This window comes from Bifidobacterium sp. ESL1130 (assembly GCF_058507935.1).
In genome coordinates, this window is sequence record NZ_CP196379.1 from 193,060 (window position 1) to 210,778 (window position 17,719).

Here is a 17,719-nt window from a genome sequence, read left to right on the forward strand (position 1 = left end):
ATCGCCGATATCTATGACCACATTGTGGATAAATTCGGACATTTTCGCGCATACTCCTGTTTCGTCGCATAAAGTGGGCACTGCAACCAACCAGCCGACCGGGCTTTGGGTTCGCAACGGCAGGCACCACAACTGCGGAGGAGCCGCAGAGGCCTGCTGACCGAGCAACCCGGTGCTGGGCCAAGGAGGTGTCTGATGACACGAGCACATGAATCAACCAGTACGCATCATGATAGGCAGGGCAGGAAGGATGGACGGCGAGAGCCGGCGCAGCCCGGCCAGCCGAACAGTGCGTCGCCGCTCACCTCGGGCGTGGGTATCAAGGTTCCGGAAGAGCGGGAGTTGCCGGCCTCGTTGGACGCCGACATGGCATTGTGCCTGAAGATTCTGCGCGACGTGCTGGGAGAGTACGACGGCGACCTGCGCTCCCTGTTTGACACCGTGCTCGACTATGCCAACAAGGCCAGCGCCAAGCAGTACGCCTCCGACCCGGCGGCCGTCAAAGAGCAGGACAAGAACCATGCGCTCGCCGTCGAGACCATCAACGCGCTGAACGTGCATGACGCGCAACTGCTGGCCCGGGCCTTCACCACCTACTTCCACCTGGCCAACCTGTGCGAGGAGAACCATCGCGTCTCCGTGCTGCACGAGCGTGAAGCGGCGGTGAGCGAGGACGCGGCCATCGACCCGGTGAACGAGCTGACCGGTGCCTACCATCAGCTCATCGGAGAAATGGGGCCTGCCAAAGCGCGCGAACTGCTGGGAAAGCTGGAGTTTCACCCCGTCTTCACCGCGCATCCCACCGAGGCGCGGCGCAAGGCGGTGGAGGGTAAAATCCGTCGTATCGCTGACTTGCTGAGTGCTGGGAAGCTGCTCGGCGGTGCCGACAAGCGTGAAAACTATCGTCGGTTGTACAACGAGATCGACGCATTGTTCCGTACCTCGCCCATCGAGCTGAAGAAGCCGACACCGGTGGAAGAGGCCGATACTATTCTCGACATCTTCGACAATACGCTTTTTGACACCATACCGCAGGTCTACCGCCGTTTCGACGACTGGCTGTTGGGCGACAAAGCCGGGTTTGAGGCGCCGCAGTGCCCGGCGTTCTTCCACCCCGGCTCATGGATCGGCTCCGACCGCGACGGCAATCCGAACGTGACGGCCAAAGTCAGCCGTGCCGTGGCGCGCAAGTTCAGCGACCATGCCATCGCCGCGCTGGAACGTGCCACCCGCACCGCCGGCACCAACCTGACCATGGAAGCGGAAACCACGCCGGCCAGCGCCGAGCTGATCGGCCTGTGGAATCGGCAGAAGGAGATGAGCGAAACTCTGACCGACAAGGCGATGCTCATCTCCACCCAGGAGTTGCACCGCGCGGTCATGCTGGTTATCGCTGACCGGTTGCACGAGACCATCGCCCGCAACGCCGACCTTATGTACGCTTCGTGCGACGACTATATCGAGGATTTGCTGGTGGTGCAGCGCTCGCTGGTAGCTGCCGGTGCTGCGAGGGCGGCGTACGGACTACTACAGCAGGTGATATGGCAGGCGCAGACCTTCGGGTTCTACCTCGTGGAGATGGAGTTCCGCCAGCATTCCGTCGTGCATTCCCGCGCACTGGAGGACATCCGCGAGCACGGGTTGAACGGTGAGCGCGGGGCGCTGCAGCCCATGACCCACGAGGTGCTCGACACGTTCCGAGCGCTGGGAGCCATCCAGAAACGCAGCGGAACCAAGGCCGCGCGGCGTTATATCATCTCGTTCACCAAGTCCGCCGGCAATGTGCGTGACGTGTTCGAGCTGAATCGCATGGCGTTTGCCGATCCCGCTGATGTGCCTGTCATCGACGTCATTCCGCTGTTCGAACAGCTTGAAGACCTCGAACATTCGGTGGATACGCTCGAAGAGATCATCAAGATTCCCGAGGTGAAGGCGCGGCTGAAGGCCACCGGAGGCAAGATGGAAGTGATGCTCGGCTATTCCGACTCCTCCAAGGACGCCGGACCGACGACGGCCACGCTGGCTTTGCATGACGCGCAGCGGCGCATCGCCGAATGGGCTGCCTCTCATGATATTGATCTGACGCTCTTCCATGGGCGTGGTGGTGCGGTCGGTCGTGGTGGCGGGCCGGCGAACCGGGCGGTGCTTGCGCAGCCGGCCGGCTCCGTGAACTGCCGGTTCAAGCTTACCGAACAGGGTGAAAGCATCTTTGCTCGCTACGGCAACCCGGTGCTGGCGGTGCGTCACGTCGAGTCCGTGGCCGCGGCGACGCTGCTGCAGAGCGCACCGAGCATGGAGAAGACCAACACCGAAATGACTGAGAAGTATTGGGGCATGGCTGGCGCGTTGGACAAGGCGGCCCATGAGCGCTTCCTTGATCTACTCGGCACGCCGGACTTCACGCCGTGGTTCTCCACCGTCACCCCGCTGACCGAGATCGGCCTGCTGCCCATCGGCTCCAGGCCTGCCAAGCGAGGCTTGGGTGCCAAGTCGCTGGATGATTTGCGCACCATTCCGTGGGTGTTCTCCTGGGCGCAGGCGCGCATCAACCTGGCCGCATGGTACGGGCTTGGTACGGCGTGCGAGAGCTTTGGGGATTTGGAGACGCTGCAGGCCGCGTATCGCGACTGGCCGGTGTTCTCCACGTTCATCGACAACATCGAGATGTCGCTGGCAAAGACCGACGACCGCATCGCACGCATGTATCTGGCGCTCGGCGACCGGCCGGACCTCAACGAAAAGGTGCTTGGCGAGATGGCGCTGACCCGCAAGTGGGTGCTCGCCATCGTCGGCGACGAATGGCCGCTGCAGCACCGCCATGTGCTCGGGCAAGCCATCCGCATCCGCTCGCCGTATGTGGACGTGCTCTCGGTCACGCAGGTGCTCGCACTCAAGAGCCTGCGCGCCGTGCAGGACGCACAGGATGGCGGAGCAGTGGCTGGGGCGCAGGGCGCCAAGGGTGCCGCCGGTAAGTCTGGCGTGGCGGTCGCGGCTGGTAAGGCCGCGCCGAGCGGAGAATCCGCCTCCGCTCCGAAGATGGCGAACGCCGAGCTGAGCCAGGACCAGCAGCGCAGCGGCTTCGTCTACCTGATCCTCTGCACGGTCTCCGGCGTGGCTGCCGGTTTGCAGAACACGGGGTGATACTCGGCGGAAGCGCAAATAAACCAAAACTCCTGCGTATATCATCACAACAAATGATATATGCAGGAGTTTGCGTTTATTGTGCCTCATGCGAGGGCGTGGTATCAGTTTGAGGGAAAATCATGGCAGCGGCCACAACTTTACGGCTTCCAGACTCAAGAAAGACGCCCGCATCGCGATGGTGGTGAAATTCCAATGGCCGAAGTAGGTTACCTGATTCAGCAGCGCCATGCCGCTTTTGCGATAAACGGCTTGTTTGCTGGCGAACGCGTGATTTCCTGCCTCATCGTTGTTGGGTGTGGTAATCAATGCCAGGTTGCCGATGTGGTTGAGATGGTCCGACGAAACTTTCCTCGCCGAATCCCGCAGCCCGCACTCGTTGCACCAAGAAGCCGTGAGGTGCCTAGGAAGAATATGTTCGAACTCATATGTGTTGCGGTCTGGGGCTATGAGTTCGTTGGCAGGTCTGCCATCCTTGCGCCGAAAATGGTTCTCCAAGGTGGTAAGTATGTAATCGGCGCACGTACTGAATGATGGTTCGAGAAAGTTCCGTTTTCTCAGCATTGCGGCAAATCGTTCATTCGATAGATCTTGCGGTCTTCGGTTTAATTCCGCCTGATAAAGCTGTCCAATCTGTTGTCTCAGTGTTGAAGAGCTCATCCCTGTTTTGCTGTTTTTGCTATGCATACTGTGTAGCTGCTTATACCAGTCGCCCACTACGTCCTTCCATACCGGCTGCGAGCAGACGCAGGTTCTGTATCGCACAAAGAAGCTTTCCAGCATATCCAGTGTTGCGGCGGTATCGTTTGCGCTCTGGGAGGTAATCTTGCTGGCGTACACATCCACCGCGAGGTTCAGCAATCCATAAACGGCCGGTAGTCTCTTTCGGCGCTGCGGGTCGTGGCTGCCTTGTACAAATGCGTTAAATCGTGTACGAACAAGGTTTTTCAATTTGGTTATGTCAGATTTCGTTGGACTGGTGCCCACACTCCTCACAAGCGCTTCGCAGTCTGGGGCATATACATAGGGAGGGATGAGATTGGGCATGCGCTGCACCTCCATCGACAATGATTCCTGCTGCGTTTCAGCATAATGAATGGGCGGGAACCCACTCAGCGAACCAACGGACGAATTAGGAGATACGGTAACTGAACGCTAATGGTCGGCGACGGGTGCGAGCGGGACCAACGTGGGCAAGACGGTGCCGTTTATGAAAAACTAGCGATTGATTGGCATCTATTCTCGGCAGTGCTACACGCCTGGTTGGGTGCTTGAAGGAGGCGTCGAGCACTGTTGGAAGTTTTGCCTTATGCTGACTTGATCTTTTGTCTCGAAGGGTCTATAATCTACTTAGATATATTAGAACAAATGTTCGGATCGGAAGGGTGCCATGAGCGGGGAAATCAGAGTGGCGGAGATGTTTGCCGGCGTCGGCGGTTTCCGTCTTGGGCTCGATGGCTATGACGACCCCCAACGCCCTGAGTTTCATCTTGAACCTGCTGGGCCTTTTTCCACGATTTGGGCGAATCAATGGGAACCGAACGGTTCCGAAGCGAAGCAGTTTGCTTGGAGGGCCTACGAAAAGCGGTTTGGCGCTGGAAGCTGCATCAATGAAGATATCGAGAAAGTGCTCGATGAAGTTGAGCGCGGGGAGCGCGAGATTCCTGATTTTGACTTGCTCGTGGGTGGTTTCCCGTGCCAGGACTATTCCGTGGCCCGTACCCTTTCCAGCGCGGGTGGTATCGAAGGCAAGAAGGGTGTGCTTTGGTGGCAGATTCGGCGCATGCTTGAATTCAAACAGCCTAAATATATCTTGCTGGAAAACGTCGATCGCTTGCTGAAATCCCCGGCTTCCCAGCGCGGGCGTGACTTCGCCATCATCCTTTCATGTTTGGCAGCGTTGGGATATTCCGTGGAATGGCGGGTTATCAACGCCGCAGACTATGGCATGCCCCAGAAACGACGCCGTACCTACATCTACGGAGTCAAGACAGAAGAAATATGGGACTTTGCGGAAGTTTTGTTCCAGAACGGAGTCATGGCCCGAGCGTTCCCGATTGCGAAAGACTCGGATACTGCGTTAAAACTTCGTGACATTTCGCTCGACGCTGTAGCGGTAAGCGACACTTTCGGTAAAGGCGAGAAGGTTTCGTACTTTGAGAATGCGGGAGTTATGCAGAATGGCCATGTTGCCACGTGCCGAGCTACTCCGCAATTTAGTGGCCATTGCGCCACGCTTTCCGAAATCGTCGTTTCTGATAGTGAAGTACCTGAAGAATACTTCATTGACGAGTCGTCTCTTTCAAAATGGCAATATCTTAAGGGTCCTAAGAAAGAGAAACGTACCTCTTCGACCGGCTTTGAATACAACTACTCCGAAGGGGGCATGGATTTTCCCGACAGCCTTGACAAGCCATCGCGCACTATTCTGACCAGCGAGGGTGGCAGCGGACCAAGCCGTATGAAGCATGCTGTTATGGCAGAAGATGGCAGGGTGCGGCGGTTGGTCCCCGACGAACTCGATCAGCTGCAGATGTTCCCGAAAGGTTGGACCGACACCGGCATGAGTGATGGTCATCGTGCCTTCTGCATGGGAAATGCTTTAGTGGTGGGTATTCCCCACAGTATTGGCCAAGTAATTGCCGCCGATATGGCAAAAGAAAGGTAATCTTCAGATTCCTTCCGTTTTTTGGTCTCTTTTCTTCCGTGCAACTTATGCTGTCGCCTTGGCTCAGTACATTGAAATCAGTGTGAACTTTATGCAGGAGACGGTGCGATGGAATTCAACGAGGAGCGTAACTACAGCGACCTTGATGTCGTCTCTACCATGCTATTCAGCGCCAAGGGTAAGACTTTCCGGGCCCTCGACAAAACAGGCCGCGGAGAGAAGTCTGGGAACAAAGGTGCTCTTGGGCAGATAGTTGAGGAATCGGTCTTGCATTATCCCATCAATTCAGACGCGCAGCCGGACATACAAATTGGCGGAGTAGGGTATGAGCTCAAAGTCACTCCACTGAAGCATCTGAAGAACGGTATGACTTCCGCGAAGGAACGCCTCGTCCTTGACATTATCAATTATTTGAAACTCCCGAGCGAAACTTTTGAAAATTCACAGTTCTGGCGTAAGTCGCGCAACATCATCATTGTCTATTACTACGATGACCGCGGAGACAAGCATGAGTCCATCCTTGATAGCGTTCTGCTTGATGCGTTTCTGCTTAACTATGACTTAGAGGACCTAAAAACAATTCAGGAGGATTGGGCTTACATTCAGGCAAAGGTGGCGGAAGGCAAAGCCGACCAGCTTAGCGAATCCGATACCACTTACTTGGCTGCGTGCACCAAGGGTGCCACGGCTGCTTCTTCATTGCGGGATGCTCCTGCTCCACCTGATTCAGACACAACAACCATCAGAGCCAAGCAGCGTGCTTTCAGCTACAAGGCTTCCTATATGACGAAGCTTGCCCGGCAGCGGCTCTCCGGAACAGGTCGGCAGGAGCGCTTGCCGATGAGTCCGGACCAGTCGTTGAACGAGTTCGTGCGAGCGAAGACACAGCAGTATATAGGAAAGACGGTGCGGGAGATTACGCAGGACCTGGGTCTGCCTACAACGGCAGCGAAGAGCGCCAATTCCATACTAGCTTTGCGCATGCTTGGTTCATCGCAGAAGAGCGTCGGTAAGATTGAGCAGTTCGCCGCGGCCAACGTCACTATGCTCAAAACGGTTGTCATCTATCAGAACGGACGTCCGGAGCAGAATATGTCGTTTCCCTACATCACGCAGGAGCAGTGGGCGGAGTTGGGTGACGCGGGCGTGGCGTGGCATGATTCGTTCATCTACCGCTTCTTTGAGGAGAACAAGTTTCTCATTGCAGATTTCCAGGCGCAAGGCCGCAGTAGGCGCAAAGATAGTGGTTCCGAGACCGATACCTTCGCTGGTACTTTCCTTTGGAACATGCCCGAGACCGATATCGAACAGTACGTTCAGCCGGTATGGCGGCAGTTGCATGACGTGCTGGTTCGCCGTGAGTCCGTGAACTACTGTGGCGAAGGCCCCAGCAAGCTGCCCGGCCAGGCCTTCAACCATGTCTTCCACATCCGCCCTCATGGCCGGAACAGTGCGGACACAGTAGACCTGCCCAACGATGAAACCATCCCCAAGCAAAGCTTCTGGCTGGACAGAAACTATGTTGCGCAAGTGGTTAACGAGCAGATGAACGCGGCAGACTAGAGTTCGGCTGTACAGCTGGTGCGTACAAACATGGTAATTTTAAGCACTCTGAATGTTGATGCTATAAATCATGAACGCTTATAAATGTCCGACAGCTTCGCATTTCTAGTGTCGTGCTCATCTCGTGTTTGCCTTATTTGATTTTCATAGACAGAGAGTTTTGTGTCCCCATTATCAAGACCTTGCTCAACATAGTTTTCCCATATTTTCAGCACGTCTGAATCCCAGAAGTCGCGTTGTGTTTTATGTTGCTCCTTCAGTTCGAGTGGGGTCAATTTTGGCAATGACGATATCGACCGAACTGGTTCACGGCCTTGTATCCCGCGGCCTCTGTTGATGTGCTCGATTACGAGGTTTAGCAATTCGACAATGACCGAGTAATTGGCGAGTGATATGGAATCATCATCGCTGCTAAATCCCGTTCTATACTCACCATGATTAAGATATTTTGGTATGTCGCTAAAACGTATCGTAATGCTTTCGTAATCCGTTACAGATCTAGTTGCCCAACCCGCGCCTGCTTCAAACATTGTGTACTGTGAGTCGTAAAAATTAGGGCTTGTGACAAATACAACCATGGTATTCTTGCTTACGATGTTCTGGCGTATCAAATCTTCAAGCGTTTCACGTTGTCGCTCAGCCTCATCACCTGGTATTGCCAAATCATCTGCGTATGGCTCATTTGTATAGAATATTTCGTTGTCAGTCGCGCCTTTTTCAAGGAGTACGTAGTAAATAAAATCCGCTAGACGCTTATCTCTGGTGGCGTGTGAGAGGAATACCGCATATTCCTCTTTGGAAGTGACTTTCTTCTCTCCCTTAAGCTGTCTTTGCACAATATCGACAACGTGTTCTTTTGATTGCTGAGGAATGCTCTCATCTGTCGAAATTTCTTTGGCAACTGTTCTTACTGCTTCTGCATTTGCGTTGGCCTCGATTTGGTTACGCATGTTTGTAGCTAAGCTGCGCTGTGTATCAGCTAATTCTTGCCGCTGCTGAATCAGATCGCGTACAATTGGTCGGACAATACTTATGAGCTTTTCCCACCGCTTATCGTGTTCATCAAATCCTTGACGACTGGATGTTGCTATATCTGGTAAATCATCATTGTCGAGAATATCGAAGCTAATTTCGCCTTCGACGTAGTTGAGAAATGCCTGGGTAATGCCGAGTTTCGGCAATAGATTTTCGTCGGCCAATTTTCCGCGTACATAAAGACGCAATGAATTTGGATTGTAATAGTTGTTCTTTTTGAAACGCTCGTCGTTTGTTTGCGCAGCAGCAGGCTTGATTGTCGCATGAATTGCAATCCAGCCTGAAAGCCTATAGTTAATGTCCTTACCCTTTTTGGCATCTACTGCACGATCAGCAACTTCTGTGCTTGGCACCAATTCGCGTGGTTCAAAATGAATCATTCCAGTCGGACTGACCGCGCTTGAAAGGCCACTGGAAACACTCTTGAACGCTTTAAACGTTGGAATATGCCAGTAGCTTGTATTAAGTTCGCCCTTTCGGTAGGGAATCAGCACTTTTTTAATACTGACTTGCCGAGTGTCGGCACCCGAGGGTTCGGTAGCCACCTGTTCTTCAATCTTCCTTTGCCCTGCTTCGGTGCCCTCGTTTTCGCTGAAAACTCTATTCCGCATATAGGAAGTTTGAATATTTTTCATCTCCTTACGCAGCGCAGAATCAATCAGACTGCCTTGCTCTTCAGCATCTGTGGTAATGAAGGCGAAATTGCCAGTTGCCACCTCCTTTTCCACTTCCTTGAACTCGGGTGTTTCGTCATTCTCTACAACTGCGAGTTGGATACTTGTTGAATTACCTACGCCGCGCAGAAATTGATTGGCGAGCCTGACTGAGAGTCGTTCATATCCGGCGGTCCTAATATGGTTCAAATTGACACCGCGAAGTTGTAGAACGGTTCCGGATTCGACAGAGTCCCAATTGGGGATATGCAGTTCGGGCGGTACGGCTTTGGGAAGTAGCTGAGGTTTTGATGTTTCTTCTTCTGAATCAGTATCTGCCGCCTGCTGGTCGTAATGCAAATTCCAGCACAGGGTCCCGCCATCTTTGCTTTTTGTGACTATGTCGTAATCGTCCGAAAGGTACAGGGCTGCAAGTTTGCCTATGCCTTTGCGTCCCATGACGTTTTCTTGCGACACGCCTACATACCTGTCTTTGTGCTTTCTGCGGTCGTATCCAATTTTGACATAGTTTTTTTATTCCCTCCTCGTTCATCCCACTTCCATTGTCCATGATTTCAATTGTCGCAGAAGAAGGGTTGCTGGTATCAACAAAAACAAGCATTTCGGATGCGCCGGCGTCAAGTCCATTCGCAACCAGCTCAGAAATCGCAGACCACGCGTTTGAGTACAGGCTTTTGCCTAGAAGCTTGAGCGCCTGCCACTCGAAGTTGAACAGAATCCCTTCAGTAGATTCTACCATCTTTGTGCCCCTTTGTTTCGTTGAGAGCGGAGTTTCTGTATTTAATTAGCAATTATATGTTATTTGGTTCCTCGGATTTATGAGCGTATTCGCCCCACAACTTCATTGCCCGTTTCATCTCGGTCTTAGCGGCCTGTGCGATACTTGGGGATTCGTCAATCTGCTTTGCGGTGGTTTCTGTATTCGCTGTATTCTCGTCAAAAATTGAGCATGCGATAAACGCACGGCGGAGCCTGGACAGAACGTCCTTTGCGGACTCGGTGGTGTACCTATGTGTGTCCTGTAACCACTGCTCGAACGAGGGTTTAGCCTCGTAGCCTGGTTTAGGTTCTAACACTCGGACTAAAGCCGAACCAATGCTATGAGCCATTTCCACCGGGACGGCATTTCCTATCATTTGCTCGGCGAGCGTTTTGGATTTGGTGGACCACTTAAAATCTTCTGGAAAAGTCTGGACTGCGGCGCGTTGCGCTGTCGTCAGAGCTTGAATGCTTTTGCCCTTTGACTTATCGTTGACATGGGCCATATAAGTTGCTGGCCGTGGACGATTTGTGCCTCGTATCGTGGGGGCTGGCTCGGTGCGCGCAAAAACTGCGCGCCGTGTGTAACTGCGCGGATGGCGGTAGTAAAAATCCGGGAATGTGTCGTACTCTGGGCCGGTCAGAGTTCTAGGCAGGATAGTTTCTTCGAGTTCGAGTTCGTTCTTGATATTGCAGTCTATATCTCTGAAACCCATCACCACCAAGCGTTTACGGTGCTGCGGAACTCGGAAATAGGTGGCATCCACGACCATTTCAGTTATGGAATAGCCAGCTTTGATCCATACGGTTTTGGCGGTTTCATATGCTTTACTGTTCAATGCATTTGGAACATTTTCCATCACGAAAGCGCGAGGCTTGACTTGAGCGATTATCTCGGCATAAGCCTTGGTGAGTGAGGCGCGAGTACCCTCATCCCGAAGACCGGCACCTGAGAAATCCTGACACGGTGGGCCTCCCACGATAATGTCTGGCTGATTCGCGGAGATAAGTTCCACTGATGTCTTGATATCTCCAAGGTCCTGCTTATGCGCCTTCCCGGGGAAATTCAGGTTGTAGGTATCTACGGCGACATCCCAGAATTCGTAGGCTGCGACTACGTCTATTCCAGCCTCTATGAGCCCCAGACTCATGCCACCGGCACCGGCAAAAGGTCCACTGCTTTCAGCGTCATGCCGTGCCCCCTGTTTTCTCTTACCGTGCAGCTTCGTCGAGCTAACGATGCTCGGATGAGCGCCACAAACTTCCCCTATTGTCGCATGCTGGAACTACAAAATGACTTGGCGCGCCCCGCCTGAAGGCGCACGCACAATGTCGCGGATTTGGCATGAAATAGATTTATGGCAGAAATGAGAGGGAATGTGGAAGAGGGACTGGAATCTTCCCCGAATGAGTCGGGAGTTGAACCTTCTGCCCCACCTGCAGCTCCTGGAACCTCGTTCGCACCCTCCCAATACCCCCGCGGCACGCGCAGCTACACCATGTCGCGTATCCGCGGCAAGGACACTTCCATTGAGGTCCTGGTGCGCAGTTACCTCTTCTCCCGTGGGCTGCGCTTCCGTAAGAACGACAAACGCTACCCGGGCCACCCGGACGTGGTGCTGCCCAAGTGGCGTGCGATGGTGTTCGTCAATGGCTGCTTCTGGCATATGCACGAGGGGTGTGAGAAGTTCTCCATGCCCAAGTCCGACGTTGAGTTCTGGACGGTCAAGCTTTTGCGCAACAGGGAGCGCGATGTGCGCCAACGCGCCGAACTGGAAGCCGCCGGCTGGCGAGTCATCACCGTATGGGAGTGCGAACTGACCAAACTTAAGCGTGCAGAACGCCTTGAGCGCTTGTATGAGGAGATTGTGGGGCGGGGTGCAGGTGGATGATGCATAGGTGTCACGGGGAGCAAGCGGGGCGTATCCATGTGCGTCCAGCACGGGAGTGGCTGCTGTATTCCAACGAGACAGGGGCGTCTGCGCCGCCTCTCGTTGCTTTCCGGGGTTTCGATGATGTTCGTTTACGTTCACTTGTGCTCGTTAGTGTTTGCACACCGCGCTCGCTGGCTTCCTGCGCTGTCATTGCACTTTTCATCGTTCTCCTGCCTGTGCTTTGTGCTCCGCAATACTTGCGCGTCGTTTCATCATGCCTGTGTGAGGGCGGTAGGATACTTGGACACGTCATCATGTCGCCGTGCTCGTGGAGAGCGCGCTTTGTGCGGCAGAAGGTTTCTTCCTTGGAAGCATGCGGTTTTGAGTTTCAAATATGAGGTTGAATTCATTCACTTTCGGGAGATATCGCGAACGGTTCCATCGGATCGCTTCGCTATGTGATTGCGGTCTGCGGTTGCAGCATAATGAAGTGGATTCTGCAAACTTACATGTCCGCCCAAGCTTGCGCAGGCAGCATTTTAGAATGTGTATGACGGGTGAATCGATACGTGCAAAAGTATTATGGGAGGCGATTAAGGTGGCTGATAACAGTAAGCGCAGCACTGGCGCGGAGGGCGGCAACAGTGACATGCAGGGAGCACAGGCCGAGATTGTGCTATACAAGCAAGACGGACGGGATGTGCCAGTGCAGGTACGGTACCAAGACGAGACATTCTGGATGCCGCAAAGCGGGATGGCGGAGCTGTTTGGGGTGACGCCGCAGACAATTACGCGGCATTTGCGTAATGTGTATGACGAGGGTGAGCTTGAACGTGACGCAACTTGTACAATTTCTGAACAAGTTCAAAACGAAGGTGGCAGAAGGGTTGTGCGGGATATTTCCTTCTACAACCTCGATGCCATTATCGCCGTCGGCTATCGTGTGAACAGCAAGCAGGCCACACACTTTCGTCAGTGGGCTACGGCCACGCTCAAGGAATTCGTGATCAAAGGTTTCGTGCTCGACGACGCCATGCTGAAGAACGGACGGCCGTTCGGCGAAGATTATTTCGACGAGCTGCTCGATCGCATCCGCGACATTCGTGCATCCGAGCGTCGCTTCTACCAAAAAATCACCGACCTGTTCCAAGATATCAGCGTGGACTATGACCCGAAATCACCCACGGCGCGCGACTTCTTCGCCAGCGTACAGAACCGCTTCCACTACGCCGTCAGCGGGCATACGGCGGCCGAAATTATCCGCGCTCGCGCCGATGCAGGTAAGCCGCACATGGGGTTGACTAGTTGGAAGGGCTCGCCGGAAGGCCGCGTGCACTCGCGCGACGTAACAGTAGCCAAAAACTACCTTTCGCAAGAGGAAATCAGCCACCTCAACCAGCTGGTTTCGGGCTTCCTTGACGCTGCGGAGCTGCGGGTGCGCAACCACACGATTACGACGATGTCTGATTGTGCGGTGCTGTGCGACCAGTACATCGCGCTTACCGGCAGTTCGTCGTTGCCCGGCCGCGGCAAAGTAAGCAAGAAACAAGCGGACAGTAAGGCGCTCGCGGAATTTGCTGAGTTTGAGAAAACTCAACGTTCTGACTTCGACAAATTCGCTGAACGCGTGGAGCAACTGTAGCAACAGTGATGATGACGGTTGGCTCGTTACGGACAATGTCCAACTGTAGGGACGCCACCGTTCTCTCCCGCACGCCTCGTATAGACTGAATTCGTCGCCCGTTGTGGCAGTACATCGGGTGTACAGGTTGTGTTCTGTCAATACTTGCCAAAAACGTACAGGAGAATACATGTTCACTCATGAATATCTAAATAAGGTTTACGCGCAGGCTGAGCGCCGCGATAGCGACCAGCCTGAATTCCTGCAGGCCGTGCGTGAGGTCTTCGAAAGCCTCGAGCCGGTGGTGGCAGCGCATCCGGAGTACGAGAGAAACGGCATTCTGGAGCGCCTGGTCGAACCTGAACGACTCGTCAAGTTCCGTGTGGCCTGGGTGGATGATGAGGGCCGGGTGCAGGTCAACCGCGGCTATCGAGTCCAGTTCAACTCCGCCATCGGCCCGTATAAGGGCGGCCTTCGCTTCCACCCCACGGTTACCGAGTCTGTGGTCAAGTTCCTAGGATTCGAGCAGATTCTGAAGAATTCGCTCACTGGGCTGCCGATGGGTGGTGCCAAGGGTGGCTCTGATTTTGACCCGCGCGGTCGCTCCGACGGTGAGGTGATGCGTTTCTGTCAAGCGTTCATGACGGAGTTGAGCCGTCATATCGGCCAGTTCACCGATATTCCCGCGGGAGACATCAACGTCGGCGGCCGTGAAATCGGATATCTGTTCGGCCAGTACAAGCGGATCCGCGACGAATATTCCGGCGTGCTGACCGGCAAGGGCTTGGAGTTTGGCGGCTCGCTGGCGCGCACCGAGGCTACCGGTTACGGCCTGTGCTACTACACGGCCGAAGCGTTGCGCGTGCTGAAAGGTGACTCGTTCCAAGGCAAGACCGTCGTTGTTTCCGGTTCCGGCAATGTGGCTGTGTTCGCGACCGAAAAGGCGCAGGAGCTTGGCGCGAAGGTTGTTACGGCCTCTGATTCCAACGGGTATGTCTACGATCCGGCCGGCATCGACCTCGACGTGGTGAAGGACATCAAGCTGGGGCATCGCGGCCGGATCAAGGAGTATGCCGAGCGTGTGCCGGGCGCCGAATACCACGAAGGAGCGGCCGGCGTGTGGAGCGTTCCGTGCGACATCGCTTTGCCGTGCGCTACCCAGAATGAGATTGATGAGGCGGCCGCGCAGGCGCTCGTGGCTGGCGGCTGCCAGGCGGTATGCGAGGGAGCAAACATGCCTTCCACGGTGGAAGCCATTGCGGTCTACCGCAAGGCAGGTGTGCTGTTCGGCCCCGCAAAGGCGGCGAATGCCGGTGGTGTGGCGGTTTCAGGCTTGGAGATGAGCCAGAATTCGTACCGACTTTCGTGGACGTTTGAGGAAACCGACGCGCGTCTCAAGGAAATCATGGAAGGTATCGTGTCCAAATCGCTCGAGGCGGCCAAGGAGTATGGTTCCGAGGGTGATCTCATGCTCGGTGCCAACGCGGCAGGTTTCGTCAAAGTTGCCGACGCGATGGTGGCTCAAGGTGTGCTGTAGCGCGGGCAGTGCGGGCGGACATGGCAGAGGCAAGCTATGCCCGCCCGCATGGTAAACGTCTACGATTGTTTGCTCGCCATGCGTATATCCTAAGATGATAAAAGTCGTCAACGACTGCAGAATTCCTACAACTACTTCCTCAATGTTGACCACGGCGGCGTCGCTACTTCCATCGCTATCATGACTCAGAGTCAGAACAAAGACACAGTTGTGCAACTGGACCAGCGCTTTACTCGCAGAACTCAGTCAGACGGCTTAGCCACAGCTCGGTGTGTATGTCCTTGCACTCGTGTCGTTCTGCTGCGGTTTCCATTCGCGATACACGGCGAACGGACCTACCGCCCCAGCCCGTTGCGTAAATACTCGCTGGCCGGCAAGAAACGGCCGTTCTTTGTGCTGAACTCTTCGCTTCCTCGGTACACTACGGTTCTGCGATCTTGGGGAATGTCCATCTCTGTGCCAACGTTTGCTAGGTGTCTGAATGCATCCGGCCTTGGCGTTAAACCCGATTTGATTTCAATCAGTTCCGGAGCACGACGATCGGAGATGTCAACCAAATCAATCTCCGCTTGTTTGGTGTCGCGATAGAAATACAGCTTGTCGTCCGCATTCGCATTTTTATAGCGTTTCATAGTTTCGGCGATAATAAGATTTTCGAAGATATCGCCGAGCTTAGGGTTGCTACGTAAGTCTTGGATTGAGTAAATTCCGAGTAGGAAGTTCAGCAGGCCTGTATCGTAAAAGTACAGCTTCGGTGTCTTCGTCAAGCGTGCTCGCGCGTTGGAATGGTAGGGCTGCAGGAGGAACACAATGAAACTGCTTTCGAGAATCGAGAGCCATTGCTTGGCGGTATTAAAAGTGATGCCTGTGTCACGAGCCAGCGAGCTCAGATTTAGCAAGTTCCCCGCACTCTGGGCGCACAAGCCGACAAAGCGGGTGAATTCGCTGCCGTTGCGCACATCTAGGTATTCAGTGACGTCGCGCCTAACGTAGGTATCGAGGTAGTTGCGATAGAAAATGTTCGCCGGCATGCTGCTGTCGTACAGGTGAGGGTATCCGCCGCGGAACATGAAATCGTCAACGGTGAGCTCGGGCCTGGCTTCCTGCGCCTCGTTGAACGAAAGCGGCAGCAGGCGTAACATGCCCACACGCCCCGCCAAAGACTGCTTGACGTTTTTGAGCATCAGGAAATTCTGCGAACCGGAAATCACGTATTGTCCCATTGTCGCCCGCGCGTCAGCCTCGATTTGGATCTGGGAAAATAATTCGGGGGCGTATTGTGCTTCGTCGATAATGAGGTGGTCGCTGCGCAAACGCAAAAAACCGACTGGATCTTCGAGCGCGCTGGTTCGCGTCGCTCTATCTTCAAGATTGAGATATTCGAAGTCAGGGAGCGCGGCGCGTAGCAGTGTGGACTTGCCGCTTTGCCTCGGGCCGGTGAGCGAAAGGACGGGAAACCATGAAAGCATATCGGAGAATTGGCTCGCCAAGGTACGCGAAATCATTGCGGTCTCCCTTCTATAATAATTCATCAGTAGAATCTATAATAATTCATCAGTAGCAGTCCTGCAAATTCATCAGTAGGAATCGCGATAATTCATCAGTAGGTGCTCCGATAATTCATCAGTAGGCAGGCCGCCAATGTATCACGCTGCCAATTGCGCGGCGCATTTCGTTACTTTTCGGTGCTGCCCCACAGAAAATCGTCGATTTGCGCGGTGACTTTGGGATTCTCGTGCAGCTTGCTGTGTTGGGCCATCGCGCCGTGCACCTCGACCTCGCGGTAGCTTGCGGTTTCGCCGCGCAGAATGTAGCCGAGCGAGCGCGCCGAGGCCACCGAAATATTGTTGTCACAGTTGGTGCCGTCGTCCAGGTTGCCGTACATGTTGAGCACGTGCACGCCGCTGGGGTAGCCTGCTCGGTGGGTGAGTAGGTAGCGGAAATGCTGGTTTTGGTAGCTGGGGGAGCCGTCGGCGCGAATCTGGTTCATGTTGGGCGCATCGTCAGCTCCGATGATCCCGTCGAAGTTACCGGCGAGATTGACCTGCCGCCGCAACTTCGGCAGGCTTGGGTCTTGCCCATATTGCACTTGGTAGTACATTGCTACGAGATTGCCCATCGAATGCGCCACGGTGTTGTATTGCGTAATGCGGTAGCGCTGTTGCAGGGTTACCAGAACGTTGTGAACCCATTCGCTGGTGGCGGCGTAATCGGTGTTGGTATTGTCGTCGAACAGCACTTGGATGAGCGGTCGTTTGGCATCGCTGCGCCAGTCGCCGGCAAGGCTCACCTCTCCTGCCGGGGAGACGGTGGCGGTGAGCACTTTCGTGGCGTCATCGTGCTCTTGCGCGTAGGCGATCATGCTGTCGGTGCTGACATGCCCGCCGTGGTAGCCGTGCAAGTAGAGCGTGGGAATGCTGGTAGACCGGTTGTTGGGATCAGTGGCGCCGGGGTGTGCACCGCCGTTGCTGCCTGCGCCGTCTGAGTTCGTCTGAGTTTGCGCGGTGCCGGTCTGCCCGTCGCGCCGCACGCTGGCAGGCCACACTACTGGGCCGAGTATCAGAGCGATGACTAGGCCGATTGCAATGCTGACGGCAATCTTCACTAGGGCGGCACCGCGTCTGCGCCGGTGTGCGTGAACATGCTCCATAGGCCCCTCCGCTGCTATAGTATCGCGTCCGGTGCGTGCGGGTATCGGCTGTCTCTTTTGCGCGGAATGCGTATTGATCAGAACGTGTCTTGACTGGAACGTGTCTTGATTGGAACGCACGTTGGCTGGGATGCATATTGCTCAGAACGCGTCTTGCTCAGAACGCGTCTCGAACAGAACGCATATTGACTGGAACA

11 protein-coding genes and 1 pseudogene are annotated in these 17,719 nt (G+C 54.7%); 6 read left to right on the forward strand and 6 right to left on the reverse strand.

Annotated features, from left to right (window positions below; all coding sequences use genetic code 11):
* Positions 1 to 312 precede the first annotated feature (312 nt).
* Complete coding sequence (locus tag ACSYSO_RS00675; protein WP_489760535.1) at positions 313 to 3,141, forward strand: phosphoenolpyruvate carboxylase; 2,829 nt, start codon at positions 313 to 315, stop codon at positions 3,139 to 3,141.
* A 120-nt stretch (positions 3,142 to 3,261) separates the two neighbouring features.
* Here the strand turns inward: ACSYSO_RS00675 and ACSYSO_RS00680 are convergent, their stop codons facing one another.
* On the reverse strand, positions 3,262 to 4,188 hold the full coding sequence (locus tag ACSYSO_RS00680) for an HNH endonuclease family protein (protein ID WP_491701805.1): 927 nt from the start codon (positions 4,186 to 4,188) through the stop codon (positions 3,262 to 3,264).
* Between the two features lie 343 nt (positions 4,189 to 4,531).
* On the opposite strand from ACSYSO_RS00680, the gene dcm reads away from it, so the two are divergent.
* Both dcm and ACSYSO_RS00690 read left to right on the forward strand, forming a co-directional pair.
* On the forward strand, positions 4,532 to 5,809 hold the full coding sequence (gene dcm / locus ACSYSO_RS00685; protein ID WP_489760510.1) for a DNA (cytosine-5-)-methyltransferase: 1,278 nt from the start codon (positions 4,532 to 4,534) through the stop codon (positions 5,807 to 5,809).
* Positions 5,810 to 5,917: 108 nt separating this feature from the next.
* Positions 5,918 to 7,372, forward strand: a complete 1,455-nt coding sequence (locus ACSYSO_RS00690) for a Sau3AI family type II restriction endonuclease (protein ID WP_489760509.1) — start codon at positions 5,918 to 5,920, stop codon at positions 7,370 to 7,372.
* Between the two features lie 68 nt (positions 7,373 to 7,440).
* Here ACSYSO_RS00690 and ACSYSO_RS00695 read toward each other — a convergent pair whose 3' ends face one another.
* The 3 genes and pseudogenes from ACSYSO_RS00695 to ACSYSO_RS00705 form a co-directional block, all read right to left on the reverse strand.
* Entirely contained in the window at positions 7,441 to 9,519 is a 2,079-nt protein-coding gene (locus ACSYSO_RS00695; RefSeq protein WP_489760508.1) for a toll/interleukin-1 receptor domain-containing protein, read from the reverse strand.
* Positions 9,520 to 9,568: 49 nt separating this feature from the next.
* Positions 9,569 to 9,820, reverse strand: a pseudogene (locus ACSYSO_RS00700) (ATP-binding protein); the annotation flags it as partial.
* Between the two features lie 52 nt (positions 9,821 to 9,872).
* Positions 9,873 to 11,111: a DNA cytosine methyltransferase gene (locus ACSYSO_RS00705; RefSeq protein ID WP_491702037.1), complete on the reverse strand. Its 1,239-nt coding sequence runs from the start codon at positions 11,109 to 11,111 to the stop codon at positions 9,873 to 9,875.
* An 87-nt stretch (positions 11,112 to 11,198) separates the two neighbouring features.
* Here ACSYSO_RS00705 and ACSYSO_RS00710 point away from each other — a divergent pair, with 87 nt between their 5' ends.
* The 3 genes from ACSYSO_RS00710 (at position 11,199) to gdhA (ending at position 14,872) form a co-directional block, all read left to right on the forward strand.
* Positions 11,199 to 11,732, forward strand: a complete 534-nt coding sequence (locus tag ACSYSO_RS00710; protein ID WP_489760507.1) for a very short patch repair endonuclease — start codon at positions 11,199 to 11,201, stop codon at positions 11,730 to 11,732.
* Between the two features lie 472 nt (positions 11,733 to 12,204).
* Positions 12,205 to 13,356, forward strand: coding sequence for a virulence RhuM family protein (locus ACSYSO_RS00715; protein WP_491701806.1), 1,152 nt, complete (start codon positions 12,205 to 12,207; stop codon positions 13,354 to 13,356).
* A 169-nt stretch (positions 13,357 to 13,525) separates the two neighbouring features.
* On the forward strand, positions 13,526 to 14,872 hold the full coding sequence (gene gdhA, locus ACSYSO_RS00720; RefSeq protein ID WP_489760504.1) for an NADP-specific glutamate dehydrogenase: 1,347 nt from the start codon (positions 13,526 to 13,528) through the stop codon (positions 14,870 to 14,872).
* Between the two features lie 335 nt (positions 14,873 to 15,207).
* On the opposite strand, the gene ACSYSO_RS00725 is transcribed toward gdhA, so the two are convergent.
* Together ACSYSO_RS00725 and ACSYSO_RS00730 are read right to left on the reverse strand one after the other, a co-directional pair.
* Complete coding sequence (locus ACSYSO_RS00725; RefSeq protein ID WP_491701807.1) at positions 15,208 to 16,377, reverse strand: ATP-binding protein; 1,170 nt, start codon at positions 16,375 to 16,377, stop codon at positions 15,208 to 15,210.
* 170 nt (positions 16,378 to 16,547) lie between these two features.
* Positions 16,548 to 17,522 carry an alpha/beta hydrolase gene (locus tag ACSYSO_RS00730; RefSeq protein ID WP_489760502.1) on the reverse strand — a complete coding sequence of 325 codons (975 nt, stop codon included), beginning with the start codon at positions 17,520 to 17,522 and terminating at the stop codon, positions 16,548 to 16,550.
* Positions 17,523 to 17,719 lie beyond the last annotated feature (197 nt).

What these genes read in the sequence shown, in the direction of transcription:
- ACSYSO_RS00680 (WP_491701805.1), bottom strand. Translation starts at nt 4,188, where the DNA reads ATGCCCAATCTCATCCCTCCCTATGTATATGCCCCAGACTGCGAAGCG.
- dcm (WP_489760510.1), top strand. Translation starts at nt 4,532, where the DNA reads ATGAGCGGGGAAATCAGAGTGGCGGAGATGTTTGCCGGCGTCGGCGGT.
- ACSYSO_RS00690 (WP_489760509.1), top strand. Translation starts at nt 5,918, where the DNA reads ATGGAATTCAACGAGGAGCGTAACTACAGCGACCTTGATGTCGTCTCT.
- ACSYSO_RS00695 (WP_489760508.1), bottom strand. Translation starts at nt 9,519, where the DNA reads ATGGGACGCAAAGGCATAGGCAAACTTGCAGCCCTGTACCTTTCGGAC.
- ACSYSO_RS00710 (WP_489760507.1), top strand. Translation starts at nt 11,199, where the DNA reads ATGGCAGAAATGAGAGGGAATGTGGAAGAGGGACTGGAATCTTCCCCG.
- gdhA (WP_489760504.1), top strand. Translation starts at nt 13,526, where the DNA reads ATGTTCACTCATGAATATCTAAATAAGGTTTACGCGCAGGCTGAGCGC.
- ACSYSO_RS00725 (WP_491701807.1), bottom strand. Translation starts at nt 16,377, where the DNA reads ATGATTTCGCGTACCTTGGCGAGCCAATTCTCCGATATGCTTTCATGG.
- ACSYSO_RS00730 (WP_489760502.1), bottom strand. Translation starts at nt 17,522, where the DNA reads ATGGAGCATGTTCACGCACACCGGCGCAGACGCGGTGCCGCCCTAGTG.